The organism is Streptomyces albipurpureus, from assembly GCF_023701525.1.
GTDB lineage: Bacteria > Actinomycetota > Actinomycetes > Streptomycetales > Streptomycetaceae > Streptomyces > Streptomyces albipurpureus.
In genome coordinates this window covers 1-26,857 of sequence record NZ_JAMQAW010000025.1, presented here as the reverse complement: position 1 = coordinate 26,857, position 26,857 = coordinate 1, and the positions used below count along the sequence as shown (strand labels likewise).

Below are 26,857 nucleotides of genomic sequence, written 5' to 3'. Positions count from 1 at the left end.
TGATCGCCCCCTGTGACTCGTCTGCGGGCGTATCCCAAGGGCCTCGTCGCCGCTGATGCCGTAGGCGCGGGCCGGGGGCACCACTGGTGCGGACCAGCTCGACTGCCCTCCAGCACTCGCGACACACAAACAGTCACTCCTGGCCCTCGGCAGCGGGACGCCCACACACTGGATCGCGGCCAACGCGCCGTACTACGGTGACAGCGCCGAACTCCCCGGCGCAGCCCTGGAGTACCGGTGTGCCCCATACGTACCGCCGAGCGACGCCGATGGGTCCTCGGCATACCAGCGGTCCACCCCGGTGGCCGCGTCCGCTGGCAGTTCGAGCGCCTTGAGGGAGGCTCGTACCTTGTGCCACGCACCGGCCCGTACCGACCTCGGAGGGCTCGCCGCGGCAGCCTCTCACGGACCGGTCGTCCGAGCCCATTCCGCTCTCTGCGCGAGCGGAGTCGTGGCTCGACCGATACTCCGTCCGCATGGCGGGCCTGGTACCGGATATGACGCTCGCGATGTTCGCGCACCCGTCCCGCACATCACCGGCGGGCCGCGGCCCGACAACCCTGCCGCCGAGCTGAGGAGACCACGTGTACGCACGGCAACTCAATGTGGAAGGCGTCGTCGAGTTCTCCCCGGAGATCCACCGCGACCAGCGCGGAATGTTTGTCTCCCCCTTCATCCAGGAAGCACTCACCGCGCACGCCGGCGGGAGCGTCTTCTCCGTCACCCAGCTCAGCTACAGCACCTCGCAGCGCGGCACGGTGCGCGGCATCCACTTCACCCGGTGCCCGCCCGGCAAGGCCAAGTACGTGTGCTGTCTTGCGGGCGAGGTACAGGACTTCGTCGTGGACCTACGGAAGGGATCCCCTACCTTCGGCCGTTGGGACACCACCCGGTTGAGCGGTTCGACCATGCGGGCGCTGTACATTCCCGTCGGGGTCGGGCACGGCTTCGCCGCCCTCCGCGACGACACCCTCATCTCCTACCTGATCTCCGGCGACTACGTCCCCGCCGACGAGCTCGCGCTGTCCCCGCTCGACCCCGAGCTCGCGCTGCCCCTCCCGGACGGGCTGGACCCGGTGCTGTCCGGGCGGGACCGCGCGGCACCCACCCTGAAGGAACTCGACGAGCAGGGCCTGCTTCCCGTGTACGCCGAAGCGCGACGTATCGACGGCTCCCTGTGATCCCTTGGGGAGCAGCCCGTGCTGACCACCGTCCTGCGTGCTTCCGGGATCGGCGAAGCGCGGGCACCGCATGACTCGCCCGTCAGCGCGCGGCCGCCGACCGTCGCAGCGATCAGCCGACGGCGACACCGAAGCGGAACAAATCCGCCCCCGCGCACAGCCTGGTGCGGGGTACGCGCGTACGGCGCGTCGCGGGGGGTGTCGTCCACAGCCCGCGTTGACGGTATCGAGCTGGACTGATCGCCGGCTGCCTACCCCAGGCACCGGCCGACGCGTCGGCATCCCAACCTGGTCGGGCAGGCGTGGGCTCTTCCCCGCTCCGGGATGTGCACTTGTCGGTACGGTCATGTGAGCCACGCGTCCGGGGCCGCCCCGCCCCGGCCGATCGGCGGGAACAACTCCTCCAGTCGGGTCGTCTCCTCATCCGACAGGGGCGACTCCAACGCCTCCAGCGCGTCCTTGACATGGCCCGGTGTGCGCGGCCCGATGACCGTGGATGTCACCCCCGGCCGGGACATCACCCAGGCGAGGCCCACCTGCGCCGGGTCCCGTCCGAAATCCGCGCACAGCCGCTCGTACTGCTCGATCGTGCCGCGCGTCTTCTCCAGCGCCGCCGCCGAACGTCCCTGTCCCGACTTGACCGCACGACCCTCGGCAGTCTTGCGGAGCACACCGCTGAGCAGCCCGCCGTGCAGGGGGGACCAGGGCAGGACGGCCACTCCGTACGCGCGTGCCGCGGGGATCAGTTCCAGCTCCGGATGGCGCACGGCGAGGTTGTAGAGACACTGCTCGGACACAACCCCCAGGAAGTGCCGTGCCTTCGCCGCCTCCTGCGCCGCGGCGATGTCCCAGCCGGCGAAGTTGGACGAGCCCACGTAGCGCACCTTGCCCTGCTGTACCAGGAGCTCCATGGCCTGCCACACCTCGTCCCAGCCGGCTTCCCGGTCCACGTGGTGCATCTGGTACAGGTCGATCCACTCGGTGCCCAGCCGGCGTAGCGAAGCCTCGCAGGCGGCGACGATATGCCGGGCGGACAGCCCCTGCTCGTTGAGGCCTTCACTCATGGGATTACCCACCTTGGTGGCCAGCACCACCTGGTCGCGCAGTGACGCACGTGAGGCCAGCCACCTGCCGATGACCTCCTCCGTGTAGCCCTTGTACTCGCGCCAGCCGTACATGTTCGCGGTGTCGACGAAGCTGATCCCGCTGTCGACCGCGTGGTCCATCAACTCCCGGGCCTCGGGCTCCTCCACCCGCCCCCCGAAGTTGACCGTGCCCAGGCAGACACGGCTGACCCGCAGTGCGGTACGGCCCAACCGCGTGTAGAGCCGATCGTCACCGCTCGTGGTGCTCATCGGTCGCCTCCGTGGAACAGTGATCGCAGACAGGCCAGCACACTGCGGGCCTGTATGTTCACATAATGGCTGTGCTGGGTCAGCTCCTCCAGCTGACCCAGCGTCAGCCATCGGAAATCCGGTGGTTCCGGCAGCCACCCGGTCTCGACCACCAGGTGCCGACTGCCGGTGTGGTAGAAACGCCCGCCCTCGTCGGAAAGGACGGTATCGAAGCGGATGTCGGCGGTTCGGGCGTTCTGGACCAGGTCGAGGAAGGGCGGTCGCTCCACGGGCGGCAGCTGGGCGCAGTCGTCCGGAGTGCACTGAACCGTGGGCGCCAGTTCCGCGGCGTCGGTCAGTCCCGGCTCGGCCCGCAACTGCATGAGTACATGCAGCACACCGCGCACATGGGTGACGAGAAGAGCGGCAAGTTGCGTGGACTGGGCCCGGATCATGGGTTGCCACCACTGCCCGACCTCCCGGCTTACGGCCTTCACCCGCACCCCGATCACATCGAAGTGCCGCCCGGCCCGGTGCCTTATGCGTCCGCCGGTGAACTCCCAGTCCGTGAGCGCGTCCAGCGAGACGGTGCGTGTGCGCGTCTCGGAACGCGTCCTGGCCTCGGTGATCCAGCTCAGTACGTTCACCAACGGGTGCAACTCAGGGCCGCCCCGCGCCAGCGAACGCGCCAGTGCCGCTCCAAAACCCTCGTTCCTGGCCGAGGCACCGTCCCCCAGGGGGAGGCAGGCGAGCACGGACCGGGTGCACATGTTCACCAGGTCCTCGGTGGCCAGCAGCCGGTGTATCTGCCCCAGCGTGAGCCACACGAATCCGTTCCGCGCCTCGACCGGCTCCTCGGTCTCCACGATCATGTTCCGGTTCCGCTTGCGCAGGAACCTCGATCCCTGCTCGGACTGGCGCGCGTCAGCGATGACCCGCCGCCGCGCGGGGTCCTGGAAGAACTCCAGATAGGGCACGGGCAATCCGCCGTGGACGCCCGTGTAGTTGCTCCATGTCGCCTGGACGGTGGGGGAGAGCTGGAGGCCATTGCGGTTACCCGGCTCCGCCTTGAGCTGCATGAGGAAGTGCAGAATCCCGTCGATCTCCTTCACCAGCAACCCCAGGATGCCGGTTTCCGGCTGGTTGACTATGGGCTGGCCCCACGTAGTCAGTGGGCTCTGGGTCTCCACCTGGAGGCCTTCGACGGAGAAGAAGCGCCCGCTCTCGTGGGCGATGAAGCCCGTGCCCTCGTCGTAGTGCCAGCCGTGCAGCTGGTGCAGCGGCACCAGCTCGGCGACGGTGAGGACGTGTTCCCGGGTGTCCCTCACGGTCTGCTCGAATGCCGCCAGGCCGGGCACCGTGAGTGCTGACTCGGCGAGCCGCCGTGCCGCCGGGCGGCTGCGCGCCGAGGGAACCGGGATCGGCGGCGCAGCAGGCGCAGTGCTCATCGTTCCTCCTGTCTCGATCACCAAGCGGACCTCACGCGGCGTGGGAGGACCGTGATCGGCCTGCCGGGCTCACGCGTTGAAACGGCGGAAGGCGCCGCCTCTTTCAGAGCGCGGCCTTCTTCCGCCCCGACGGACAGGCGCGGGGTCCCCGGCCTTGAGTCCTCGCCCGCCTCAAGCGATGGCGGATCCTCCGTAGAGCCCACTGCGGCCCGCGCTGTTCCGGCAGGCGCGCAACCGGCGCCGGCCCGCCGAACCCAGCAGATTCGGATCACCGAACGGGTGGACACTGCGATGGAGCGGATGTGGAATCACTTCCTCATCGAGAGGTGTACTGAAGCCTGAGAAGATCCCACCGCCGCGGGACCCCGGGGAGTCGTTGCGTTCGTGCCCGCACCCCGCACATGAAGTCGTGTTGTTCCCTCGCACGTTGTTCGCCGTGCGTACCGTCACCGGCCTGTCAGATATGCGGGAGGGCTCGCTCGGTCGAGCAGTTGGGCTCTGGTGGCCCTCCGACGCGTTCATTGTCCGGCGCGGCTGTCAGGCGGCCCAGGGGGCGGACCTCGTGTGTGTCCCGCCGACGGGACACGCTCGCAGGGACTGCGCGCGGGGTGACGCCGTATCCGGACGGGGCACGCCGCGGTCCCACCGTCATGCCTGGCAGAAGATACCCCACGTGCCTCAGCGCTGCCTTGAGTGGCTACGACGACCCCAACGGTCCCCGCAACGGAGGCCATCTGCGGGTGGGGACGAGCGGGGCCGCCGCACAGCGTTCTCGGGTCCGTAACTGCCCAGGGCCGCGCATGGTCGATTCCGCGGGATCGCTGGTTGCCGCCGCGGCGCGGCCTGGACGCAACACCGACTACCGCCATGGGACCGTGCTGCGGTTTCGTGAGAACCTGGCCTCCGTCGAGGCGCCCACCCCCAGCTGAACAGATTGCGGCTGCTGACCGAGCAGCCCCCACTGACGCTCGACTGAAGCCCGGCAAGGCCGTCACGGTGGGCCGGTGGTGCCGTGTTGCCGCGGTTCGGGGCAGTCGGCCGCCCCATCCTGGAACAACGCACCGGTCACCGGCCTTGGGGCGGGCGACAGCACATGTCGGCGGCGCGAACGATGGCCTGGAGGTATCCCTGCCCGAGTCGGATTTGACACGGTTCGACACGCACTCTCCCCAGTGTTGCTTCGACGGCCTTGGCTTCGTCGAGAAGGGAAGACCGCATGACCGATCCCGAGTACAAGAATCCGCGGCTCCTGCCACACGAGTCGGCGCAGGAGAAGGAGGTGCGGGAACGGCTCACCAAACTGCTGACAGAGACACCCATTCCGCCCGTGTATCTGATCGACAACCTCCCGGTCTATCTACGACGCCATCAGCTCGCCGATCTGCTGACGATGGACATGCTCTACCGGATGCTCACGGGGATCCCCGGCGTGATCATGGAGTTCGGTGTCCTGCATGGACGCCATCTCGCCACCCTCGCCGCGCTTCGTGGCCTTCACGAGCCGTACAACTCCTTCCGTCGGATCATCGGCTTCGACACCTTCACCGGATTCCCCGGCCTCTCCAAGATCGACCAGGTGAGCCCGAGCGCGGCCGTTGGCAGATTCGCCGTCCCCGACAACGAGGTGGACCACCTGCGTGAGGTCCTAGCCGCGCACGAGTCGGGCGACCCCATCCCGCACGTTCAGCGGACCTTCGTGGTCCAGGGAGACGTCCGGGAGACGGTCCCGCGCTATCTGGAGGAGAACCCGGAGACGGTCATCGGGATGGCCTTCTTCGATCTCGACCTCTACGAACCGACCCGCGATGTGCTCCAGGCGATCCGTCCCCACCTCGTCAAGGGAAGCATCGTCGCCTTCGATGAACTCGGACATCCCCGGTGGCCCGGCGTGACCGCCGCGATCCGCGAGACACTGGGCCTCGAAAACCTGACCTTGCATCAACTCCCCTTCCGCGAGCAGCCCGTGATCTATATGAAATGGGGCGAGTGAGGCTGTTCGCGGGGCGCGAGAGGGCCCATGGAAGGCCAGGTGGCCGCGAGGCTGTCCGAACAGCGTGCGAAGACAGGGAAGCCCCGCCACCGCCATCGAGGCCATGCCTCGCGGCCGGAGCGGGATGTGACGCCGCCGCGAGGCGCCATCGGGCGGCGAGCCGCAACGAAGCCGGGGGCAGTTCAGTGCTGACAGGCGGTGTGCCGTGAACCGGGATACACAAGGGCGTTCAGCGGTCGTGATCGGCGGCACCGGCTCTCTGGGCCGGCCTATCTGCGCGGCGCTGCTGCGCGCGGGTGCGTCCCACGTCACCGCCGTGGCCCGGCACGAGGCTCCAGTGGTCCCAGGTGCCCGGCTGCTCCGCGCAGACCTCCTCGACAACGACAACCGAGCGCTTGACCGGCTCGTGGCCAACAGCGATGTCGTTGTCAACGCGGCAGGTGCCGGCTGGCGCGGCACACCGGACCAGATGATGCACGCGCACACGGTCCTGGTGGAACGGCTGCTACGACTTGTGCCGCCGCATACCCGGCTGGTGCACCTTGGTTCCGTGCATGAGTACGGTGAGATCTCCCCGCGCGACGCCGCGGACGAGGACCATCCTGAACGGCCGTCGGCCCCGTATGGACGGACCAAGCTGCTCGGCAGCAGATCTGTGCTGGCAGCCGCCGCCGAGGGCCGGACCGATGGCGTGGTCCTCCGGATCAGCAACGTGTGCGGGCCGAACGCACCGGCCGCCAGCTTTCTCGGCACTTTGATCGAGCAGCTCCATCAACTGCCTCCTGGAAGCCCATTGGACCTGGCGGTCACTCCGGACATGCGCGACTTCATCGATATCCGAGATGTCGCCGATGCCGTCGTACGAGCCGCTACGGCACCGGTCGCCGGTCTCGTGATCAATATCGGCCGAGGGGAAGTACACGCCGTGCCGACCGTGGCGCAGATGATGACCAGAGCTGCCCGCTTCCCCCGGCGCCGAGTCCGGATGCACGTGGCGACCATGCCGGGAAGCCGGGGAGGTAGCGGCGCCTGGGCGAAGGTGGACGTACGCCGTGCCCACGCTCTCCTCGGCTGGACGCACACGATCTGCCTCCCGGACTCCCTGCGCGACCAGTGGAGGGCGGCCGTGCCGCCTGGCGGATCAACGCCAGGTGCCGGGATGTCCTGACCGTCGGATCGCGAGAGCCTTGGCCGTGTGCGGAACACGGGCCAAGGCAGCACGGGTTCAGGCAACCTCGCGGCGGTGGGCCCATGGCGAAGGCGTACGTCAACACTCTCCGCGAGGCGGCGTCAGCCTGCGATGAGCGGTCGAGGAGGCCGTCTGTGATCCTGCCCGGGCGTGAGCCGCCGTATCCGGGTGATCAGCGCCAGGTTCTCCCGACCGCTGAGTACTTCGTCCACGGTCGCGAACTGCCCGGTGAAACCGATGCCCACTCCCACGCGTCCGCCGCTAGCGGAGCGGTGTGGAAGCCTTTGGTGTTCGGAATCTCCGCGCCACTTCGAGACCCATGCCGTGTGATATCCGCGGCTCTTTGGAGGATTTCTCCAGGAGCTTTCCCATGGATCGCCGGACCTTGCCGTGCCGGCACCGGATGGTCCTCATTCTTTGCTGGGGGCTTTCTGCGGCGGCGCGCTGCTCCGTGAGCGTCCTGGGGCATACCCCGGGGGAGATCCTGGGCCTGCTGGAGCGCCTGGCCCAAGTGCCCGATCCCGGTGGTCCGCCGGAGTGCGGCACACTCTGCTCGTCGTGCTCGCGCCGACCGTGTGCGCGGCCCTGGCGGGGCGACATCCTTGCCGGCGGGTGGATCGCTGACGCCTCCATCCCCTCCCTCCTTCAACGCTGCAGAGCAGACGTGACGTTCACTGACGACGCTTCCCAGCTGCGAACCGGCTCCGCACTCCGTAGCGTGGTGAGCTGACGCGATCTCGCCATCGATACCCCCCCGCCTCGTCCGGACGACCACACCGCCGTCGAGGTCATGCCTCGCGGCGCCGCCAGGCCCTCATTCTTCTCGGACTTACATGATCACGAAAGAGGCGTCAGGCGACTACACCTAAACCTCGGGGTGAGGGCCCCTCATTTGTGAGGCGGTCTTGACAACGTGCGGTCGCATGCGGGATGCAGAGCCACCACGAGCAGCGTCCGCAACCATTCTCTCATTACGCGCGCGTATAGATTTCGTTCGTTATTTGGCGAACCTGTTGCCTTTGTAGTCCGGCATGTTAGGTTCCAGTTGGTTCGATTCTCTTCAGGTGACCCACGTCGCGACCTAAGGAGACGTATGGTGAACGGGGACCCGTCTGTCCGAGCCCGAAAGAACCTAGAGAAGCGCGAAAGGGACCTGCGCGCCACTTTCGACAGCACGGCATTTGTTACGAGAAGAGGCCTCCTCCTTCCCGATCGGATGGCGTTCGAAAAGTGGGTAGGGATCGGTGGCTATCTCTCCAACGTAATGTCCGGCTCGTCGTGGTGTCTTGGGGACTGGCTGGTGTACGGCGAGGCCAAATTCAGCGGCAGATACCGCGATGCGATCGAACTGACGTCGTTAGATTATCAAACGTTAAGAAATCATGCGTGGGTAGCCCGGCGCTTTCCCGTGTCTCGTCGACGGGACACGCTGAGTTTCACCCACCATGCTGAGGTAGGGGCTCTCGCAGAACACGAACAGGACTTCTGGCTGCTCAAGGCGGAAGAGCATATGTGGTCCGCAAAGCGGTTACGCCGCGAGGTGAGAGCGAGCCTGCTGGAACGTGACACCAGCAACGACCGAAGATCTGGTGCAGATCAGAATGTCCGAGAACTGAACAAGGGGCGTAGCGTCGAGGAAACGGGTGCGTCTTCACCCGACGGCACTATTTCGCTCAAAGTATCGGTCCCGGCGGATTGTCTTGAGTTCTGCCGAGCGACGGCCAACAGACTTGGCCTCAATGTCGAAGCCTGGGCAGCCCAAATCCTTGTGGCTGCGGCAGAGGCGACCGGCGAGCGTGACGATCCCCAGCTGCGGCAGACAGGGTGAGGCGTCCGCAGCCTCGGTTGAGCCGATCGCGGATTGACTCCCCGAGTTAGCCCTTCACGCCAAAACTGCGCACCGGGTGAACGCGGCGACTTTCCCTGAACCAGCGAAATACCCCGGGAAGGTCTCACTGCCCCCATCTTTGGCCGCTGCCGCCCTTGCCGTCCGCACTTCGCATTACCGAGCCGCACTGAAGTAGAACAGGATAACGCGGCATCTTTCTCGCCGCATGGCCGAGTGATTCCTCAATCAATTGACGGCGATTCTGAATTCAACTTGGTTTTCTGGACGCGATCCGTTGTGACGGGCCATCAGTAGCTCTGATGGGGCGTCGCGGCATCTGGTGGGGTGTGAGCAGGCCGAGGCCCGGCTGGTGCGCCGGGCGGACGCCGGCTTCCAGGCTGGTGAGGGTGCGTCGGGGTTGCGTCGTTCACGCCGTCGATGTCCACCACGGCCTGCCCGCCGGTGTCCGGGGCCGCGTGCCCCGTCGCGTCGGGTCACGGAGTCCTGTTGACGCGGCGTCCGCCAGTCGGCGGCCAGGGTTCGGTAACCATGGGAGCCGCCGGCATCGGCAGTGATCAGCAGAGGTCTGGCCCGCGGACAGCGGAGGCAGCCGCGCGCCTGCCACCGACGGCGGATCGTCTCCACCGCGGAGGCCGCCGTGTTGTCATCCGTACTGACGTACACCCAGCCTGTGTCCGCCGTCGGTTCGCTGATGTGTCTGAACCGTACGTCCCGGTCGAGGTGCTGGGCGCCCTCAAGGGGATGGGTACCGCCCTGCGGACTGAAACCGTCGTCCCGCAGCAGCCTGCCCACGGTCGGTGCCGACGCGGCGTGACCCTGCCGCGTCAGCTGCCCGGTCAGAGACCGCGGCGGCATCGTCGTCCACCGCGGCGGTGACTTCCGATCGCCCCGCTCGTCCGGCTCGACCAGTGCCAGCAACGCCGGAACGAGCAGCGGCTCACACTCCTCGGCGCCCCAGAGCCGCTGGGTGCGCGACGGATCGAGGGCCATGCGACGGAGGTCAGCGAGGACTTCCGTCGCATGGGCGACCGGCATCGCCCCTTCTCAGGCGATCTTGCGGCGGTAGGCGCCCATGGCAAGGGCGTACGCCACGACGAGGACACCGACGCACCAGGCGACGGCGATCCAGGCGTCGCTGCCGACCGACTGTTGGGTGAACAGGCTGCGGATCGCGTTGACGAGGGGCGTCACCGGCTGGTGATTGGCGAAGGCCTCCACCGGGGCGGGCATGGTCTTGGTGGGCACGATCGCCGAGCTGAGGAACGGCAGGAAGATGAGCGGGTACGCGAAGGCACCCGCGCCCTCCGCGGACTTCGCGCTCAGGGCGGCCAGGACCGCGATCCATGTCAACGTCATGGTGAACAAGGTCAGAAGGCCGGCGACCGCCAGCCACGACAGCACTCCGGCGCCGGAACGGAAGCCCATGAGCAGGGCGACGATGATGACGATCACCAGCGAGATCGCATTGGCGAACAGTGAGGTCAGCACGTGTGCCCACAACACGCTGGAGCGTGCGATCGGCATGGAGTGGAACCGCTCGAAGATGCCGGTCTGCTGATCCATGAAGAGCCGGAGCGTGGTGTACGAGATACCCGAAGCGATCGTGATGAGCAGAATGCCGGGAAGCAGGTACTTCACATACGAAGCCGTCCCGCCCAGGTTGACCGCTCCGCCGAACACGTAGACGAACAGCAGCATCATGGAGATCGGCATGATCGCGGTGGTGATGATGGTGTCAGGGCTGCGCGTGATGTGGCGCATGGAGCGGCCCAGCAGGACGGTGCTGTCGCCGAGGAATCGCGTGGTCATCCTTGCTCCCTGCTCGTCGTGCCGACGTTGCGGTCATTGCCGATGTCTGCCGTGCCGTTCTCACTGACGATGGCGAAGAAGACGTCTTCGAGGGTCGGCTTCTTCTCGACGTATTCGACCTTGGGCGGCGGGAGCAGTTGCTGGAGCTCGGTGAGGGTGCCGTTCACCAGGATCCGGCCCTCGTGGAGGATCGCGATCTGGTCGGCGAGGTGTTCGGCCTCGTCCAGATACTGCGTCGTGAGCAGCACCGTGGTGCCGCGCCCGGCGAGTTCCTTGATGGCCTCCCACACCTCGACGCGCCCCTGGGGATCGAGTCCGGCCGTCGGCTCGTCGAGGAAGATGACCGGAGGGGTACCGATGAGGCTCATCGCGATGTCGAGGCGGCGGCGCATGCCACCCGAGTACGTCACCGCCCGCCGCGAGCCCGCTTTGGTCAGCGAGAAGCGTTCGAGCATGTCATCGGCGATCCGTCCCGGGTCCTTGAGGTGACGCAGCTTGGCGACGAGTAAGAGGTTCTCCCGTCCGGTGAGGATGTTGTCGACGGCGGTGAACTGCCCGGTCAGGCTGATGGACTCGCGCACTTCATCGGCCTGCCTGGCGACATCGAAGCCATTGACGCTTGCGGTCCCCGCGTCGGGCCTGAGGAGCGTGGACAGGATCCTCACGAGCGTGGTCTTGCCTGCTCCGTTCGAGCCCAGCAGGGCGAAGATGCTGCCCCGCGGCACCTCGAAGTCCACGCCGCGCAGCACTTTGAGGTCCTTGTACGACTTCTCCAGGCCCTGTACGCGGATCGGCTGAGCTCGTTCCGTTGTCATCAGACGGTCCTCTCTTCGTTTCCGGTGCCTGCTCCGGCGGCGCGCTCGATGGCGCTGGTCATCCGGTAGCGGCTCATCTGCCAGATCCACTCTCTGGCCATGTCGTGACCCTCCTTGGCGGAGCTAGTCGAGCCGTTCTGCGAGGAAGCTCCAGATCCCGCAGAACTCTTCTTCATGTCGACCGAGGCCGCGCTGCTCCATGCCGACGAGCAGCGCGCAGACGGTTCCCTCGGCAATATCGGAGCGGCCCTGAGCCCGCAGCCACGCCGTCATCTCGTGGCCGTGTGCGGGAGCGGCCGGACAGGAGCGCGAGCATGATGCCCTGAAACATCCTCTTGAGGACCTCCGTCACCTGCCGGCCCATGGAACCGCGGAGGGACTGGCATCGGGCAGCATGGCTCGGCACGGAGAGTCACGTAAGGCAGGTGACTCTGGATCCGGGGGTCGGGCTTCGAATCCCTTGGCGGCGAAGCCCCCAAGGCCCTGGGCTCCTATCGCGCCAGGTCCGTGGCACCCGCGGGAGACTTCATCCCGCTGTCGGGTCATCGAGGTCGATGGTGATGTCGTCCAGGTACTCGGGGAGGTCCGCTAGATGTTGTGGTTCTCGTCGGGTGAGGTCGATTGGTACGCCTGCCCTGTCAGGCTCCGCGTTGATCTCGGTGAGTGCCTGACAAGGGACGAGGGCGGCGATTCGGGCTCCGGCGTACGGCAGTTGGACCAGGATCCGGACGTTGGGACCGGGTGGTCCCGTCGTCACTGGAGTCGTCGGTTCGACCGCGTGCGCAGGTACTCGTGCGCAGGTACTCGGGTGGGGCTTTCGGGCTGGGAGCGCCTCAACTGCGTAGCGTCGGGCTGTGCTCGTTCGAGGGCGCCGAAGCAACCGCTCGCCGACGTCCTCGGTGATCTTGCCTTAGGCCAGGAGCTCCGCGATCGTGCCGTCGGCCCGGCCGCGTTCTCCTCATGCGTGCTCATACACGCCCGCCCTTGGTGTCACTCCCAGACCGTGGCCTTCTGGGGTGCCTGAATTCGCGTCATCATCCCATGCTCGGACATGAGGGTGAAGCGGTCTCAGCAACCACCCGATCACTGAGATACGGCGCAGTCGCTCAGGCCGTGGGCAACAAGCTCAGCGGCTGACCGGATGCGCTGAGCCACCGAACACACGACGGGTGTCACTTCTCGGCCGTGTTGGGTTTTCCGCTGATGGACTCCTGATAGATGTCCGCGTTGGTGCGCGAGTCCTTGACCAGGTCGTCGGCGAAGGCGGCTACGTCGTTGCCGATGAGTTCCAGAACCCCCTTGCCGGCCGCCACGCCCTCTTCGAAGAAGTCGATGATCCCTGAGAGCAGATTCCCGTCAGGCAGGTCGATCGGTCCGACCTTGAAGAGGTACTTCTGAATCTCCTTGTAGACGATCTGGTAGTCCGGCGGCAGCGCCTTGACCCGTGCCACGTGCGCCCGCCACTGCTTCTTGCCCTCGATGATGTCCTGGATGCCCACGTCAGCCTCCTAGTTGGCCCAGCTTCTTTGCGACGTTCCTGTTCAACTGCTCGCGCCACCGGTCGCGATAGTCCCGAGCCTCTTCTCCGCCGGTCAGCGCCGCGCAGAAGCCGTCGACGTCGTCGCCGAGCACGTCCTGAACGCTCTGCCCGTCCGCCGCTGTCTCTTCGAGCAGCCCCAGGACGCCGTCAAGGATCGGCATCAGGTTGCGGCCCGTGAAGTCCGAGTGGGGGGAGACCTTGACCTTGATCTGCTCCCACGCCGCCCGGTAGTCGGCCGGCAATGCCTCGGCCCGGGCTTCGAACGCCTTCCATTCCCTCGTGAGGTCGCTACCTGTAAGGGTCTCCCAGAAGCTCATTGCCCGCCCTCCTTGAGATTGTCGATTCGTGATGAGAGGTACTCCCATTTCGTCCAGAACGCCGCGAGTTCTTTGCGTCCTGCGTCGTTGAGCGCAAAGAACTTCCGCGCTGGACCCCGTTCGGACGGTCGTTTCGTCACCTGAACCAGCCCGTTCCTCTCCAGTCGCACCAAGATGGTGTAGATCGTCCCTTCGACGACGTCGGTAAAGCCGAGTTCGTTGAGCCGACGCGTGATGGCGTACCCATAGGTCTCCTCGCTGCCGATGATCTGAAGCACGCAGCCCTCGAGTGTGCCCTTCAGCATCTCCGTCAGATCGTCCATTGCGGGCCCTCTTCGGTCTCTCGGTACTGTGTAGCACCGAGTACAGCTACACAGTATCACGGAGTAGTGGGCCGCGCCCAGCAAGCACCGAACACGGCTTCTTGTCTGCTCCTCGACATCGGCGATCACCCAGAGCGACCAGTGTCTGGGGGATTCGACGGTCCCGCCCGCGTCGTAGCGGGTGGCGGGGTGCCGGTTCTTCGAGCCGGGGCCGCCCTGTGCCCGGGTATCCGGCCCGGCATCGGCCGCGATCACCGATGGAGGCTTCGGTTCGACGGCCACCGCCCGGGACCGAAAGGGCCATCGCCTCCCGAGCCGTTCCACCGCTGGCGGGTCCCCGCCGCGTAAGACCCGCATTAGACGGGCTTTGGACCGGCGCCCGAGGATGCGGGAACACCGGCTCGGAGGGGGCGAAAGGAGAGGATGAAAGGCATCATTCTCGCGGGTGGGAACGGAACGCGGCTCCAGCCCCTCACCTTCGCGGGTTCCAAACAACTCGCTCCGGTCTACGACAAGCCCATGATCTACTACCCGCTCTCCGTGCTCATGCTGGCGGGCGTCAGGGACATCCTCATCATCACCCGCCCGACCGAACTGCCCCTCTTCCGCGCACTGTTCGGCGACGGACGGCGCCTTGGGCTGAGCATCGAATACGCCGCGCAGGACGAGCCGCGCGGCATCGCCGACGCCTTCCGTGTGGGGGAGGACCACATCCGCGGCGAGCACTGCGCGCTGATCCTCGGTGACAACCTCTTCCACGGCGCCAACCTGCCCTCCCTGCTGCGCCGCAGCGCGCTCAAGAACAGCGGCTGCGTGCTGTTCGGCCACGAGGTCGCCGACCCGCGGCGGTTCGGCGTCGCCGAGATCGATCGAAAGGGCAGGCTCGTTTCCATCGAGGAGAAGCCCCGGCACCCCCGCTCCAACCTCGCCATCCCCGGGATGTACTTCTTCGACGCCCAGGTAGTGGACATCACCAAGGGCTTGGTGCCGTCCGCGCGGGGCGAGCTGGAGATCACCGACGTGCTGCGGGTCTATCTGGAGCAGGGCACCGCCGAGCTGGTGTGGCTGGGCAGGGGCGTCACCTGGATGGACACCGGGACACATGAGTCGCTGCTCGAAGCGGGGACGTTCGTGCGGGACATGCAGCGCCGGCAGGGCACCCGGCTGGGCTGCATCGAAGAGATCGCCATGTACATGGGATACATCGACCCGGACGACTGTCACGCCCTGGGCGCGGAGATGGGCGGCTCGCCGTACGGCCAGTACGTCATGGAGCGCGCCCGCGCCTTCAGCACGGGCATGCCGCCCACGGCCTTGTCGGAGGAACTGTGAATCTCCTGGTCACCGGTGCAGCCGGGTTCATCGGCTCCGCCTATGTCCGGATGCTGCTCGCGGCCGACACGGCACCGACATTCGACGTGTCCCGGATCACCGTGCTGGACAGCCTGACCTACGCCGGCAGTCTGGACAATCTCGATCTCAGCGACCCCCGGCTGACGTTCGTCCGGGGCGACATCTGCGATGCCCACCTCGTTGACAGGTTGATGGGACAGGCCGGCCACGTGGTGCACTTCGCCGCCGAGTCCCATGTGGACCGCTCGATCACCTCCGCCGAGGCGTTCGTGCGTACGAACGTCATGGGCACTCAGACCCTGCTGGACGCAGCGCTGCGGCACGAGGTCGACCGCTTCGTGCACGTGTCCACGGACGAGGTCTACGGCTCGGTGGAGAGCGGCTCCAGCACCGAGCAGGACCCGCTCGACCCCAACTCACCCTATGCCGCGTCCAAGGCCGCCTCGGACCTTCTCGCCCTGTCGTACCACCGCACCCACGGCCTGGACGTGCGCGTCACCCGCTGCTGCAACAACTACGGCCCGCAGCAGTTCCCCGAGAAGATCATCCCGCTGTTCCTCACCAACCTGCTTGACGGGGACGACGTCCCGCTCTACGGCGACGGAGAGAACCGGCGTGACTGGTTGCATGTCGCGGACCACTGCAGGGCCGTCGAACTGGTCCGCACCAGTGGTGCTCCGGGCCGCATCTACAACATCAGCGGCGACACCGAACTGAGCAACCGCGAACTGACCGGTCGACTGCTCGCAGCCTGCGGCGCGGACTGGAGCCGGGTGCGCTACGTTCCGGACCGCAAAGGCCACGACAGGCGCTACTCGCTCGACGACACCAGGGCGCGGACCGAGCTGGGCTACACCCCCCGCAACGACTTCACGTCCGGGCTCGCCTCGACCTTCGCCTGGTACCGCGACAACCGGGACCGGTGGGAACCGCTCAAGCGCCGACTGGCCGCGTGAGACCTACCGCCCGCTGGGTGCGACGCACGGGGCTCCCGAACCATCAGGTGAGTTCCGACGTCTCAACTCGCCTGTGTGTGCACCTCGTTGGCCGCTGTCTCTTCCGCCGCACTCGATGCGCCGCACTCGATGCGCCGCACTCGATCTACCGCGTGCGCTGACGCGGACGCGGCGCGGTCCGCTCAGCGGCCCGAACGGCGCGATCGGTACTCGGCGGTGATCCGTTCGAGCTCCGACACGAACTCGCCGGGGGTGGGCTGGTCCAGCGCCTCCTGTCGGAGCCGCTCGGCGCCCTCGCGGAACGCTTCCTCCTCAAGCAGGCGTGTCACGTACTCCCTGACACATGGTCCGGTGAACTCGTCCAGCGTGAGCGACAGCCCGGCTCCGGTCTCCCGCAGCACGGTCCTCTTGGCGATCGCATCCACCGAGCCCTCGATGATGAGCTGCGGAATCCCGTGCACCATCGCGCCGTTGAAGCCTCCCGCCCCGCCGTGATGGATCACTGCGGAGCAGCTGTGCAAGAGGACGTTCATCGGAACGAAGTCGACGATCCGGGTGTTCTCCGGAACCCTCCGGAGCTGGTCGCGTTCCTCGTCCGGCAGTGTGAGGACCAGCTCGATGTCGAGATCGGCCACCGAGTCCAGCGTCTCCTGTACCTGCTCGATCGACATGCCGAGCGGGTCGATCCATGGCGCCTTCGAGATGCCGAACGTCATCAGAACGCGGGGCCTGCGCGGAGCCTCACAGAGCCAGGACGGCACGACGGAGCGCCCGTTGTAGGGCACATACCGCATCGAGAGTGTCCGCTCGTGGGGCTCCAGGCGCCACCGTTCGGGCAGGACGTTGACCGCGAACTGGCCGGCGACCACCTCTTCCGAGAAGTCCCGCCCGTACTTCCGCGCCCAGCCCGCGTACCACTCGCGCACCGGGTCCAGACGCTCCCCGGCCGGCTGCCGCTGCTGAGCGCGCAGGAAGTCGCGGCGGATCCGCAAGAACAGATCGTTCCAGCACACCATCCGCGCATGTGCTGCCCCGACGGCGTCCGCGGCCACCGCACCGGCATGTGCGATCACATCGCACAACACGAGATCGGGCTTCCAGAAGCGGCAGAACGTCACGAGGTCTTCGACCATCTCGTCGTTCACAATCCACATTCCCGGGACCAGCACGGTGCCCAACAGCCAGGAGACCTCCTCCCAGGGGAGACCCTCCCGAACCGCCTCACCCATATCGAACAGGGAGTCGGTCAGGAACGGCGGGATCGCAGCCGAAACCTTCGGAGCACTCTCTCCCCGGATACGGTGCAGACGCTCCTCCATCGACTCGTCCGGGCCGACGGGAACCGCGGTCAGGCCGGCTTCGGTAATGCTGCCGACGAACCCAGGTTCGCTGGCCACCCGCACTTCGTGGCCCGCCGACTGCAGGGCCCAGGCGAGCGGTACCATCTGGTACAGATGTGAATTCCATGGACCAGTGACGAACAGAACTCGCAAGCGATTCACCCCTTGGTCGATGACCTGGAACCGTGGCTCGTTGGGTCACGGTCGAGAAGCGTGATCAGGCAGCATCAGGCGGTTGTCTGCGGCGAGGATGGCGTGCTGCATCTCCTGGAGTCCGCGGCCGGGCTCCAGCCCCAACTCGTCATTGAGTGTGCGGCGGGCCCGCTGATACACCTGCAACGCATCCGCCTGACGGTCGCTGCGGTGCAGCGCCACCATCAGCTGGCGGTGAAAGGTCTCTCGCAGCGGGTGTTCCGTGCCGAGCCGGTACAGGTCACTGATGAGTTCGCGATGCCTTCCCAGAGCCAGACGCGCGTCCATCAGCATCTCTATGCATTCCAGCCTCGCTTCGTTGAACCAGGTCTGGAATCCCTCAAGAATCGGTCCTCGGCAGACGCCGTCGAACACCGGTCCCCGGCACAGGCTCAACGCACCCTCGAAACTCTGAGTGGCCGCCTCGAAATTCCCCGTACGGAAGCAGTCCCGGCCTTCCATGACGAGCCTGTCGAAAATCCGGAGGTCGAGGCCATCCGATCCGAGGCACAGCATGTATCCGGGCGGTTTTGTGAGCACCGGGCCGTCTTCCCTACCGGAGCGTCTGAGGAACTTGCGCACCTGGGAGACGTAGACGTGCAGGGCCGCAGTCGCGCGACGCGGCGGCGCTTCACCCCAGATCTCTCTGATCAACTGGTCCATGGCCACGACCTGGTTCGATCGCACAAGAAGAACGGCGAGCAGGATCTCGATCTTCTGCGCCTTGATGGTCGACTCTTCTTCTCCGTCCATGACGCGAAGTGGCCCCATGATCTCGTATCGCATGGAAGAACCCCCGGTCACTCAATTTTCCGCGGCCCATTGGGTGATTGATCCACTGCCTGCAGAAGGACCCGAGCGGCCGATATCTCCAGTTTCGCACCCGGTCTTCTCGCCGTCGCCGCCCGGCGGAACCCAAGACGATACGCCGGGACCGACATCTTGGGTGAGACGGTGCTCTCGGATGCGGGCGCGATGGAGTCTTCGACTACGCACGCTCCAGCCAGTGCCCGAGAGCGTGCGGCTCGGTTGTTGCCGGCCCGACTGGTGGTGTACCGCACGCTGGCGCTGCGGCAGTTCACCGGGGTGGGATACGGCGGGCGGCCGCGGGTGCTGTTCGAGCGGACCCGGAGGGTACGGGGAACACCCGTGGTACCGGGGGCGTTCTGGCGGAACCCGCGCAGGACCTCGCTGGACAGCACCACCTTCGACGCGCCCGGCAGCGCGGCGAACGCCGCGGCCTTCGATCGCCCGCGCTCGGGCGAGATCAGGCCGGGCCCCTGTCCGCGGGTACATGGGCCGGCGCTGCGGGCGCGCGGCACACAGGCGGCGATCGGGGCGGTCTTCGATCGCCTCGGCATGGGTGATCGCATCCTGATCACGCGGCTGTTGCCGCAGTTCGAGAAGGCGACTCTGCTGGCCGACCTGGCCCTCCCGCCCCTCGACCCATCCACCTCGGCGGCCTCGCAGGGGGCGGAACCGCGGTGGCGCGCCACCGACTCCTTCGCCCTGTCCATGGACCGGGCGTTGGCCGATGGCAGCTATCTGCCCCATCTGCCCCATCTGAACGGGCCGCGTGGTGCGCGGGTGGCGGTCCGGGGCATCGAACACTCCGTGGACACCGTCGGCCAGGGCAGTGGCGAGAGAGTCTCGTCCGCATCGTCTCGCCCGATCACAACCCCGCTCAACCCAGACCGCAGCGTCAACTGGTCCTCTCTCCAACCCGATCAACCCGCCTGTCTTCCCGAGGCCAGCCGCGACTCCGAGCGCCAAGCTGCATGGAGCCGGGACCGGTGCCCTCTCACCCACTGGCTCAAGCGGAACGAAGCGCCCTCCTAGTAGCAGACGAAGCCACTGCTCGAAAGTTGCGGCGACCGGCTCAGCCACGCTCCCGACACGGACCCGGACGACCGAATCAAACGCTCACCGGCCAAGGGAAGCGCTCGGTTGCACACATTCCAGATCGGGTGCGGATCGCCCGCTGTGTACGGGGCCGGGGCGAGGCGGTCGAGGTCCAGGTCGCGCCAGCCGTCCGGTGTCAACCTCATGACCTAGTCCGACCCTGCTCGATCAGTTCGGCAACCCGAGCCGGGGTCTCCGCCAGGTAGAACGCGCGCACCGACAGTTCGACGCCGTACTCCTGGGACACCCGCTCGATGATCCTAATTCCGATCAGTGAATTGCCGCCGAGCGCGAAGAAGTTGTCATCAGCCCCGACCGCGCCGCAGTTGAGGAATTCACCCCACAGCGCCGAGATATCGTGCACGAGTGACACCGGCAGCCCCAATTCCCTAGCCAGCCCGTCCCATTCCTCCATCGGCCGGTGAAACGGCGCGAACCCATTGCCGCGCACCGGTTGTCCCGCCAACGGGACAGGAGTGACTGTGCCGATCCTGCCTCGGCTGCAAGTCCGATGTCACCGTCCGCCGCGCCGTCGGCATCGTGGCGGGCGGGGCCGAGGCTCGTCGGCCGCGCGGCCGTTGTCACGGTATCTCGGGGGGAATTACGGTGACGGCCTGGAGTAACGCCAATTTGCGCCAGGACGCTTCCAGTCATCAATGCGTTGAAGGGGATTTCGTTGCTGAAGTCGCAACGGCTCGCGGTGCTGCCCATCGACTCGTACCAACTGGATTCCGAGCTATCCATCGTGGATCACCATGAGTACAAAGGTGAGTACGATGCTCTCACCTTCGGGGCGTGGTCGTGTCATGTACTGGCGAACGGCAGCGGCACCGATTCCGACATCACCTTCCGCCCCCACGGTGACCGTCTCACCGTCACCGAACTGGGTCGGCAGCTACCCAACACCATGTCCCTGGTGACCGATCATTTCTCCCTTGACCGGTTGCAGTGGGTACGCATCTTCAGCCTCCGCGACGGCGGCATGGCCCCGCATGTGGATTTCCTCGAATTCGAGGAACCCGGCACCAGGCTGCAGGTTCCGCTGCGCACCAGCGAAGAGTCTGTCCATTCGGAGAACGACATCGTCTATCATGCCCGTCGCGGTGAGGTTTGGAAGATACACACGACCGACCCTCATTCGGTAGGCAGCACCTCTGGAACTGCCCGGCTCTCCCTCTGCCTCGACTTCTCCGACGCCGAAGAGCCGGTCGCGATCCGCGGCGACGTTCCCATGACCGATCCGGTCCGCATCATGGAACGACCCGAGCCGACCGAAGTGGAACTCGAAGAGCTTCTGGATTCCTGCCGGCAGCTTACTCCCGCGACCATGCGGTCGGGCTTCCGCCGATTCGCCGAGTTCCACTTCAAGCGGCACGTGCACGCCAGGGAGATGTTCGACTGGTATGTGGAGGCCGCGCGGCGTGCCGGGGACGACGAGATGGTCAAGAAGGCCCAGGCCTACCGCACGTACTGCATTGAGAAGCGGAGCCAAGGCGAGACGTTCGAGTGGTGAGGGGCCGCCGGCCAAGACCTCGCACATAAGAAGGAGCTGATGCATGGACACGCTTGGCGATGGCGTACTGAGGAAAGCTGCGGCGGAATACGCCGAGCAGGGCTTCTCCATCATCCGCGGCGTCGTGCCACCGGAGGTTTTGGACGAGGTACGCGTCCACGTCGACTGGCTCATCCACAAGTATCCGGATCTGCGTCCCGAACACTTCCACCATCCGCTGATCCGCAATGACGCCTTCTGGGCACGTCTGGTATCGGACCCGCGTTTGGTGGATATCGCAGAGTTCTTCCTCGGCCCCGATCTGGCGTGCTTCACCGCCCACTACATCTGCAAGCCCCCGTACGACGGGCAGCCCGTGCTGTGGCACCAGGACGGCGCATACTGGGCGCTTGACCCGATGGAGGCGCTGACGGTGTGGCTGGCCGTCGACGAGAGCAGCACGGAGAACGGCTGCCTGCGGATGATCCCGGGTAGTCACCAACTGCCGTTGCACAAGCCGTCGGCCCGCACGGACGAGCCCAACATGCTGTTCTCCACCTCCGACGAGGATCTGGTGCGGGAGTGGACGGAGAAGTCCGGAATCGTGGACATCGAACTCAAGCCGGGCGATGTCTCGATCCACCACCCCCAGCTGCTGCATTGCTCGGAGGCGAACACCTCCGCCAAGCGGCGGTGCGGCCTTGACATCGGCTACATCGCGACGACCACGCGGATCCGGAGTGAAGGGATCTACCTCGACCCACTGCTGGTGCGCGGATCCGACACCAACGATCTGAACAGCTACCGCCGGTTCCCCCCCTACCAGGAGAACGAGACGATCCCCTTCGCCGGGCAGGACGAGTGGAACGACAAGGTGACCGCGCTCAACGCGGCGCTGCCGCCGCGTTCCCGCAGCCTTCCCGACGAGAGCCCGATCGAGACGACCCGGCACATGATCGACCGATTGCGCGAAGGCACCGTGAAGAGCTGATCACAGCCGCGCCGGGGCACGCACCGAGGACCGAAGGCACCCCCGAACACCAGGTGTTCGGGGGTGCCTTCGGGTGTCACCCGGCAGATCCTCATATACGGACTGGCAGCGAGGTGAGCAGCCGCGGGGCCCCACCGGGCAGGGGATCGTGGTAGGTCAACTCCCCTCGGCTCACGGTGACTTCAAGGCTGTCGCGCTGGATCATCAGGTGGTCGATGGCTACCTCGCCTTCGAGGTTCGCGAGTGCCGCGCCGATGCACCGGTGCGGCCCCGTGCCGAAGGAGAGATGGCCTTCCCCGGGCTTCTGCACCCGTTGTATGTCGCACTGTTCAGGCCGAGGGAAGTAGCGGGGGTCGAAGTTGGCGGAGCGAATGGAACCCGTCAGGGCATCGCCCTGACAGATCGAGACCCCGGCGAGCTCCAGGTCCTGGGTCGCATACCGCGTCCCGGCATTCGCCACGGAAGGCGCAATCCGCATCAGCTCTTCGAGAGCATGAGGCAGTCCTTGCGGATGGGCGCGAAGCAGAGACAACTGAGCCGGATTGTCTTCCAGTACGAGAACCGCGTTGAGGATGAAATCGTTCATGGTGTGGTACGCGGCGTTCACCAGAGTCACGGCCAGGGAGATGATGTCGGCTTCGCTGAGCCGAACGCCGTCTGTGTCCACAGCCTGCACCAGGGTGGAGATCATGTCGTTCGCCGGCCGGGCACGACGTCGCCCGATGAGTTCCTCGATGTGCTCGCACATGCTCAGCAGACTTGTGGTGAAGTCCGCCTCGGCATTGGCGTACTCGCCCATCCACTTCCGTATCTGCGGCTGGTCCGCCTCGTCGATGCCGATGAGCTCACAGATGACGGCACTGGTGAGAGGTGCGGCGTACTCATGGAGAAGGTCGCCGGAGCCCTTCCGGTCCAGAACGTCGAGAAGGCTGGCAGAAATCTCTTCGATGCGCGGCCGCAGCGCTTCGATACGCCGGACGGTGAACGCTGGCGCGAGGAAACGCCGCAACCGAACGTGACTCTCGCCGTCCTCAAGCATCAGGTTTACCCCGAAGTAGTCGCGTAGCTTGTCCGAAAGGTCGAGAGTCGCGAGCACCTGCTCCGTAACGCTCGGCCCCTCATGACCCGGGACCCTGCTGGCATCCACGACAAACCGCGGGTCGCTCACTACCTTTCTTATCTCCTCGCTGCGCGTCATCAGCCACACGCGTTTCCCACCAGGAAATCCAACGCGTACGAGTGGTGACCTCTCTCGCAGGCGGGCGAGGGCCCCGATGGGATCTTCCTCGAATTCGGGGGCCAGCAGGCTGACGACCTGCTCATCCGGGCTCGTTTCGGACTCTCTCATGGATCCGCTTCCTTTCGTCAGGCAGCAGAGGACGCTGGCGCCCGCGGGCGAACTACCCCTCGATCAGTCCGAGCACCTCTCGGGCGCTGTCGACCAGGTACATGTGATCGCCAGGGAACTCCACATAGCTGAACTTGTCCGTGGTCGCCATCCGCCACTCCTGCGCCTGCTCCGCCGCAACCAGGCCGTCGGAGCTTCCTCGAACCGAACAGATCGGCACCGACAACGGTTTGTCGCTGCTCGGAACGTAGTTCTCGTGCATTTCGCAGTCGGCACGTAGCACGGGGAGAATCAGTTCACGCATCTCCGGGTGGTCAAGGGCCTCGTGTCTGAACCCCGCGAACTCTTCGACCCGGGCGAGGAACTCCTCCTCTGGAAGGCCCGTCGCCCGTCTCTCCCTCTGTGTCCACGGTCCCGGCGAACCGCTGACGATCAGTCGTTCGACCTTCACATCACGTGCGCTCAGCAGATGCCCGAGCTCGTACGCGAGCACCGCGCCCAGGCTGTGCCCGAACAATACGATCCGTTCCTTCTCGCCGAGGTCCGCGACGACGTCGTCGACGGAGTTCACGGCGGCCTCGACCACGTTCCGGTACGGCGTCTCCAGAATGCGCCGCTCTCTGCCGGGCAGTTCGACCGGAACAACCCGCCACCGCCCGCCGGCCAGTGCCCGCCACGGGTGAAAGAACGAAGGTCCCGCTCCCGCGAAAGGAGCGCACACCAACGCTGTCATCTGGACCATCCCCAATCCCCAATCCTCAATCCAGCCGGCGGGCGATGACCTGCATGATCTGGCCAGCGGGCTTGGGCATGTGCAGGTATTCGTGTGAGGCGTCCACGTCGTACTCCTCGATGGAACCGAGGACGTGCTGCCGCCAGTGGATTGCGTACGAGCCCCAGTCCTTGCCCAGCTTCGCGTGGAAGTACAGCAGGTCGCCACGGTAGACCGGCGAGTCGAACTCCTTCATCAAGGTCCGGTTGTTGGCCCCCACCTTCCCCATGGTGTCCAGGAGGTCTGTCAGGTTTCCCGTGTTCATGAACTCGCCCATGAATTCCGCGACTTCCTTCCGGAACGCCGCCGCCTCCACGCCGGGCAGGTCCTTGAACCCGCTCGACGGCATGGCGTCCAGGATCGCCAGGAGGCCTACCTCGTGCCCGCGCCGGTCCAGGGCCTCCGCGAGGGCGTGCGCGACCGGGCCGCTGAAGGACCAGCCGACCAGGTGGTAGGGCCCTTCCGGCTGGGTTTCGAGTATCTGGCCGAGGTAGTCGTCGACCATCTCCTGCACCGACTCCGCCAGCGGATCGGTTCCGTTGCAGCCACGGGCCTGGAGGGCGTAGGCGGGCCGGTCCCGCACGTACGGCGCGAACGAGAAGAACACCCAGCCGAGACCGCCGCCACCGTGGAGGAACCACACCGGCGTCTTCCCCGTCCCGGGATCGTCGTGCAAGGGGAGCACGACAGCGTATGGGTCGGTGTGTTCGGTGAGGATACCGCCGGTGAGCATCAGGGCCGCCAGCTCGGCCACGGTGGGATACCGGACGATCGTCCGTACGGGCACGTCAACACCGAAATGCTTGCGGATGCGAGAACTGAGCCGGGTGGCCAGGAGCGAGTGTCCGCCGAGAGCGAAGAAGTCGTCGTCGATCCCGACCTTCTCCACACCGAGCAACTCACCGAAGAGAGAGCACAGCTTCTCTTCATGGGGGTTGCGCGGCTCTCCGCTGCTCGGGGCGGGCCCAAGCTCCGCTGGTAGGGCCTGCCGGTCGAGTTTGCCGGCTGGGGTCAGCGGCAGTTCCGGAAGAGGTACCACCGCGGCCGGGACCATGTAGTCCGGGAGCTGTCCACGCAGGTACTCGGGCAGCTGCGCCAGGAGTGGACCGATCGAGGTGGAGAGCGCGGGAGTGTTCGCCCGGGGGCGCCCGGCCGCATCGCTGGGAACGAAACCTCCGCACAGGGCCCGTCGCGTGGTCAGCCGCTCGGGCAGCAGTACCGCGTCGAAGCCGTGGGCGGCCTCGCCCGACCAGGTGAGGACCGCGTGCCAGCCCTGCTGCCGCGCCCATTCGACCAGGTCCTGAGGGTCAAGCGGTCCGCCATGGAGAGCGGGGGTGCTCAGCGCACCGGCGGAGATGGCCGTGTCGGCCTCCTCCACCAGGCGTGCGTTCGGTATTGCGCTCACCCTGACCGGGCTGCCCTGCGCTCGGTCGAGACACCCGGCCAGGCCGGCCAGATCGGAGACCTCCTGGCCCCACGGGACCGGGGGCACTCCGGCCAGATCGAGTGTTTCGGCCGGCTCCTTGTGCAGGACGACCTCGTAGCGGTGCCGGGTCAGTTCGTTGTGTGCCTGGCCGGCCTTGAGCTGGATGTCGGCGCCGGCCGAATGGTCTGCCGCCCATTCGGCGAACCACTCCGGGGCGACCACCAGTTCCCGCTCGGCGAGCATTGCCTGGTCTACCAGCGCCCGCACCTTTTCGGGGGAGGCGTGAGGCTGGGCCGCACGCTGCACCGCGGTCAGCAGAAGCCGCAGGGTCCCGGCGTTGCGGACGTCGCTGACGATCAGCCGGCCGCCCGGTGATAGGAGTTCCATGGTCTGGCTCAGTACCTGGTCCAGGTATTCGATGCTCGGGAAGTACTGCACCACCGAGTTGAGGATCACGGTGTCGAATCCGTCCCGGGGCAGCCCGGAGACGTCGTCGGCCGCCTGGACACTCAGATGGACCCGGCTACCGTGACCGGCCTGCTCGGCCTGCTCCCGCACGCGGTCGACCACCGTGGCCGAGATGTCGGTGCCCCAGTACTCCTCGACCGAGCCGACGATGTGCGCAAGGAGCAGGCCGGAACCCACACCGATCTCCAGGACCCGCCGCGGTGCGAACCGCAGCACCTGTGCCACCGCCGTATCCCGCCATTCCACCATCTGCTCCAGCGGGATCGGATCACCGGTGTAGCTGGAATTCCAGCCCCGGAAGTCCTCCCCCCATGCCTCATCGCCGGAATCGGCATAGGTGTCCTCGTAGACGTGGCGCCACTCGTCTACCTGGACGTCGGTGTCAGCGACCGCGGTGCCCAGGTCAGGTACCACGTACGCGATCAGGCGCTTGTCGCCCCGGTCGTCCTCTCGTGCGATGACGGCGGCTTGTGCCACGTCGGGGTGTTCGGTGAGTACGTTCTCGATTTCGCCGAGTTCGATGCGCAGTCCGCGGAGTTTGATCTGGAAGTCGGTGCGGCCGACGTACTCAAGCTGGCCGTCCTTGTTCCATCGGACGAGGTCGCCGGTGCGGTACATCCGTGTGCCGGGTTCACTGTAGGGGTTGGCGATGAACCGCTTTGCGGTCAGTGGGGTGTGTGCGAGGTAGCCTCGGGCGAGTCCGGTGCCGGCGAGGTAGAGCTCGCCGGTGACGCCGGGTGCGACTGGGCGCAGGGCTTGGTCCAGCACATACACCTGGGTGTTCCAGATCGGTGTGCCGATCGGCACGTGTTCTGTGCCTGG

Annotated in this window: 25 protein-coding genes and 1 pseudogene; 10 read left to right on the top strand and 16 right to left on the bottom strand. The window is 66.4% G+C overall.

The genetic code is table 11. The annotated features are described in order from the left end of the window. Positions 1-584 precede the first annotated feature (584 nt). Positions 585-1,181, top strand: a complete 597-nt coding sequence (locus NBG84_RS19685) for a dTDP-4-dehydrorhamnose 3,5-epimerase family protein (RefSeq protein ID WP_250920834.1) — start codon at positions 585-587, stop codon at positions 1,179-1,181. 344 nt (positions 1,182-1,525) lie between these two features. Here the strand turns inward: NBG84_RS19685 and NBG84_RS19680 are convergent, their stop codons facing one another. Next, the gene (locus tag NBG84_RS19680; RefSeq protein ID WP_250920833.1) at positions 1,526-2,536 is read right to left on the bottom strand and encodes an aldo/keto reductase; all 1,011 of its coding nucleotides are present in this window, start codon (positions 2,534-2,536) and stop codon (positions 1,526-1,528) included. Next, on the bottom strand, positions 2,533-3,963 hold the full coding sequence (locus tag NBG84_RS19675) for an NDP-hexose 2,3-dehydratase family protein (RefSeq protein WP_250920832.1): 1,431 nt from the start codon (positions 3,961-3,963) through the stop codon (positions 2,533-2,535). The genes NBG84_RS19680 and NBG84_RS19675 overlap by 4 nt, the downstream gene beginning before the upstream one ends. 800 nt (positions 3,964-4,763) lie before the next feature. Between NBG84_RS19675 and NBG84_RS40700 the strand changes: the two genes are divergently transcribed. The 4 genes from NBG84_RS40700 (at position 4,764) to NBG84_RS19660 (ending at position 8,970) form a co-directional block, all read left to right on the top strand. After that, positions 4,764-4,892 carry a hypothetical protein gene (locus NBG84_RS40700; RefSeq protein ID WP_285367178.1) on the top strand — a complete coding sequence of 43 codons (129 nt, stop codon included), beginning with the start codon at positions 4,764-4,766 and terminating at the stop codon, positions 4,890-4,892. A gap of 287 nt (positions 4,893-5,179) precedes the next feature. Next, positions 5,180-5,953, top strand: coding sequence for a class I SAM-dependent methyltransferase (locus tag NBG84_RS19670; protein WP_250920831.1), 774 nt, complete (start codon positions 5,180-5,182; stop codon positions 5,951-5,953). A gap of 205 nt (positions 5,954-6,158) precedes the next feature. After that, entirely contained in the window at positions 6,159-7,121 is a 963-nt protein-coding gene (locus NBG84_RS19665; protein WP_250920830.1) for an NAD-dependent epimerase/dehydratase family protein, read from the top strand. 1,114 nt (positions 7,122-8,235) lie between these two features. Further along, entirely contained in the window at positions 8,236-8,970 is a 735-nt protein-coding gene (locus NBG84_RS19660; protein ID WP_250920829.1) for an LmbU family transcriptional regulator, read from the top strand. A gap of 531 nt (positions 8,971-9,501) precedes the next feature. Here NBG84_RS19660 and NBG84_RS19655 read toward each other — a convergent pair. From NBG84_RS19655 to NBG84_RS19620, 8 genes and pseudogenes are all read right to left on the bottom strand, one after another. Beyond that, positions 9,502-9,942 (bottom strand): annotated as a pseudogene (locus NBG84_RS19655) (ISAzo13-like element transposase-related protein); the annotation flags it as partial. 93 nt (positions 9,943-10,035) lie between these two features. Continuing rightward, the gene (locus NBG84_RS19650) at positions 10,036-10,800 is read right to left on the bottom strand and encodes an ABC transporter permease (RefSeq protein WP_250920828.1); all 765 of its coding nucleotides are present in this window, start codon (positions 10,798-10,800) and stop codon (positions 10,036-10,038) included. Continuing rightward, positions 10,797-11,615 (bottom strand): ABC transporter ATP-binding protein, encoded by an 819-nt coding sequence (locus tag NBG84_RS19645; RefSeq protein WP_250920827.1) that lies wholly within the window; start codon positions 11,613-11,615, stop codon positions 10,797-10,799. Before NBG84_RS19645 ends, NBG84_RS19650 begins: the two co-directional genes overlap by 4 nt. Positions 11,616-11,738: 123 nt before the next feature. Further along, on the bottom strand, positions 11,739-11,888 hold the full coding sequence (locus tag NBG84_RS19640) for a hypothetical protein (protein WP_250920826.1): 150 nt from the start codon (positions 11,886-11,888) through the stop codon (positions 11,739-11,741). A 253-nt stretch (positions 11,889-12,141) separates the two neighbouring features. After that, entirely contained in the window at positions 12,142-12,372 is a 231-nt protein-coding gene (locus NBG84_RS19635) for a hypothetical protein (RefSeq protein ID WP_250920825.1), read from the bottom strand. Positions 12,373-12,787: 415 nt separating this feature from the next. Continuing rightward, positions 12,788-13,114 carry a DUF1048 domain-containing protein gene (locus NBG84_RS19630; RefSeq protein ID WP_250920824.1) on the bottom strand — a complete coding sequence of 109 codons (327 nt, stop codon included), beginning with the start codon at positions 13,112-13,114 and terminating at the stop codon, positions 12,788-12,790. Position 13,115: 1 nt separating this feature from the next. Further along, positions 13,116-13,472, bottom strand: coding sequence for a DUF1048 domain-containing protein (locus NBG84_RS19625; protein WP_250920823.1), 357 nt, complete (start codon positions 13,470-13,472; stop codon positions 13,116-13,118). Then, positions 13,469-13,795, bottom strand: coding sequence for a PadR family transcriptional regulator (locus NBG84_RS19620; protein ID WP_250920822.1), 327 nt, complete (start codon positions 13,793-13,795; stop codon positions 13,469-13,471). The genes NBG84_RS19625 and NBG84_RS19620 overlap by 4 nt, the downstream gene beginning before the upstream one ends. A 423-nt stretch (positions 13,796-14,218) precedes the next feature. On the opposite strand from NBG84_RS19620, the gene rfbA reads away from it, so the two are divergent. Continuing rightward, positions 14,219-15,127 carry a glucose-1-phosphate thymidylyltransferase RfbA gene (rfbA, locus tag NBG84_RS19615; protein ID WP_250920821.1) on the top strand — a complete coding sequence of 303 codons (909 nt, stop codon included), beginning with the start codon at positions 14,219-14,221 and terminating at the stop codon, positions 15,125-15,127. Then, positions 15,124-16,104 (top strand): dTDP-glucose 4,6-dehydratase, encoded by a 981-nt coding sequence (rfbB, locus tag NBG84_RS19610; protein WP_250920820.1) that lies wholly within the window; start codon positions 15,124-15,126, stop codon positions 16,102-16,104. Before rfbA ends, rfbB begins: the two co-directional genes overlap by 4 nt. Before the next feature lie 182 nt (positions 16,105-16,286). Here the strand turns inward: rfbB and NBG84_RS19605 are convergent, their stop codons facing one another. After that, positions 16,287-17,606 carry an activator-dependent family glycosyltransferase gene (locus tag NBG84_RS19605; protein ID WP_308312086.1) on the bottom strand — a complete coding sequence of 440 codons (1,320 nt, stop codon included), beginning with the start codon at positions 17,604-17,606 and terminating at the stop codon, positions 16,287-16,289. A 36-nt stretch (positions 17,607-17,642) separates the two neighbouring features. Continuing rightward, entirely contained in the window at positions 17,643-18,422 is a 780-nt protein-coding gene (locus NBG84_RS19600) for an AfsR/SARP family transcriptional regulator (protein ID WP_250920819.1), read from the bottom strand. Between the two features lie 189 nt (positions 18,423-18,611). Here NBG84_RS19600 and NBG84_RS19595 point away from each other — a divergent pair, with 189 nt between their 5' ends. Continuing rightward, complete coding sequence (locus NBG84_RS19595; protein ID WP_250920818.1) at positions 18,612-19,475, top strand: hypothetical protein; 864 nt, start codon at positions 18,612-18,614, stop codon at positions 19,473-19,475. Positions 19,476-19,680: 205 nt separating this feature from the next. Here the strand turns inward: NBG84_RS19595 and NBG84_RS19590 are convergent, their stop codons facing one another. Beyond that, positions 19,681-19,902 (bottom strand): phosphopantetheine-binding protein, encoded by a 222-nt coding sequence (locus NBG84_RS19590; protein ID WP_250920817.1) that lies wholly within the window; start codon positions 19,900-19,902, stop codon positions 19,681-19,683. A 312-nt stretch (positions 19,903-20,214) separates the two neighbouring features. On the opposite strand from NBG84_RS19590, the gene NBG84_RS19585 reads away from it, so the two are divergent. Continuing rightward, on the top strand, positions 20,215-21,051 hold the full coding sequence (locus tag NBG84_RS19585; RefSeq protein WP_250920816.1) for a putative nonproteinogenic amino acid hydroxylase: 837 nt from the start codon (positions 20,215-20,217) through the stop codon (positions 21,049-21,051). A gap of 43 nt (positions 21,052-21,094) precedes the next feature. Continuing rightward, positions 21,095-22,021: a phytanoyl-CoA dioxygenase family protein gene (locus NBG84_RS19580; RefSeq protein WP_250920815.1), complete on the top strand. Its 927-nt coding sequence runs from the start codon at positions 21,095-21,097 to the stop codon at positions 22,019-22,021. Positions 22,022-22,112: 91 nt separating this feature from the next. On the opposite strand, the gene NBG84_RS19575 is transcribed toward NBG84_RS19580, so the two are convergent. The 3 genes from NBG84_RS19575 to NBG84_RS19565 form a co-directional block, all read right to left on the bottom strand. Then, the gene (locus tag NBG84_RS19575) at positions 22,113-23,369 is read right to left on the bottom strand and encodes a cytochrome P450 (protein WP_250920814.1); all 1,257 of its coding nucleotides are present in this window, start codon (positions 23,367-23,369) and stop codon (positions 22,113-22,115) included. Between the two features lie 52 nt (positions 23,370-23,421). Next, positions 23,422-24,111, bottom strand: a complete 690-nt coding sequence (locus NBG84_RS19570) for a thioesterase II family protein (protein ID WP_250920813.1) — start codon at positions 24,109-24,111, stop codon at positions 23,422-23,424. A gap of 16 nt (positions 24,112-24,127) precedes the next feature. Then, the coding region (locus NBG84_RS19565; protein WP_250920812.1) for an alpha/beta fold hydrolase at positions 24,128-26,857 on the bottom strand (2,730 nt) is incomplete at its 5' end.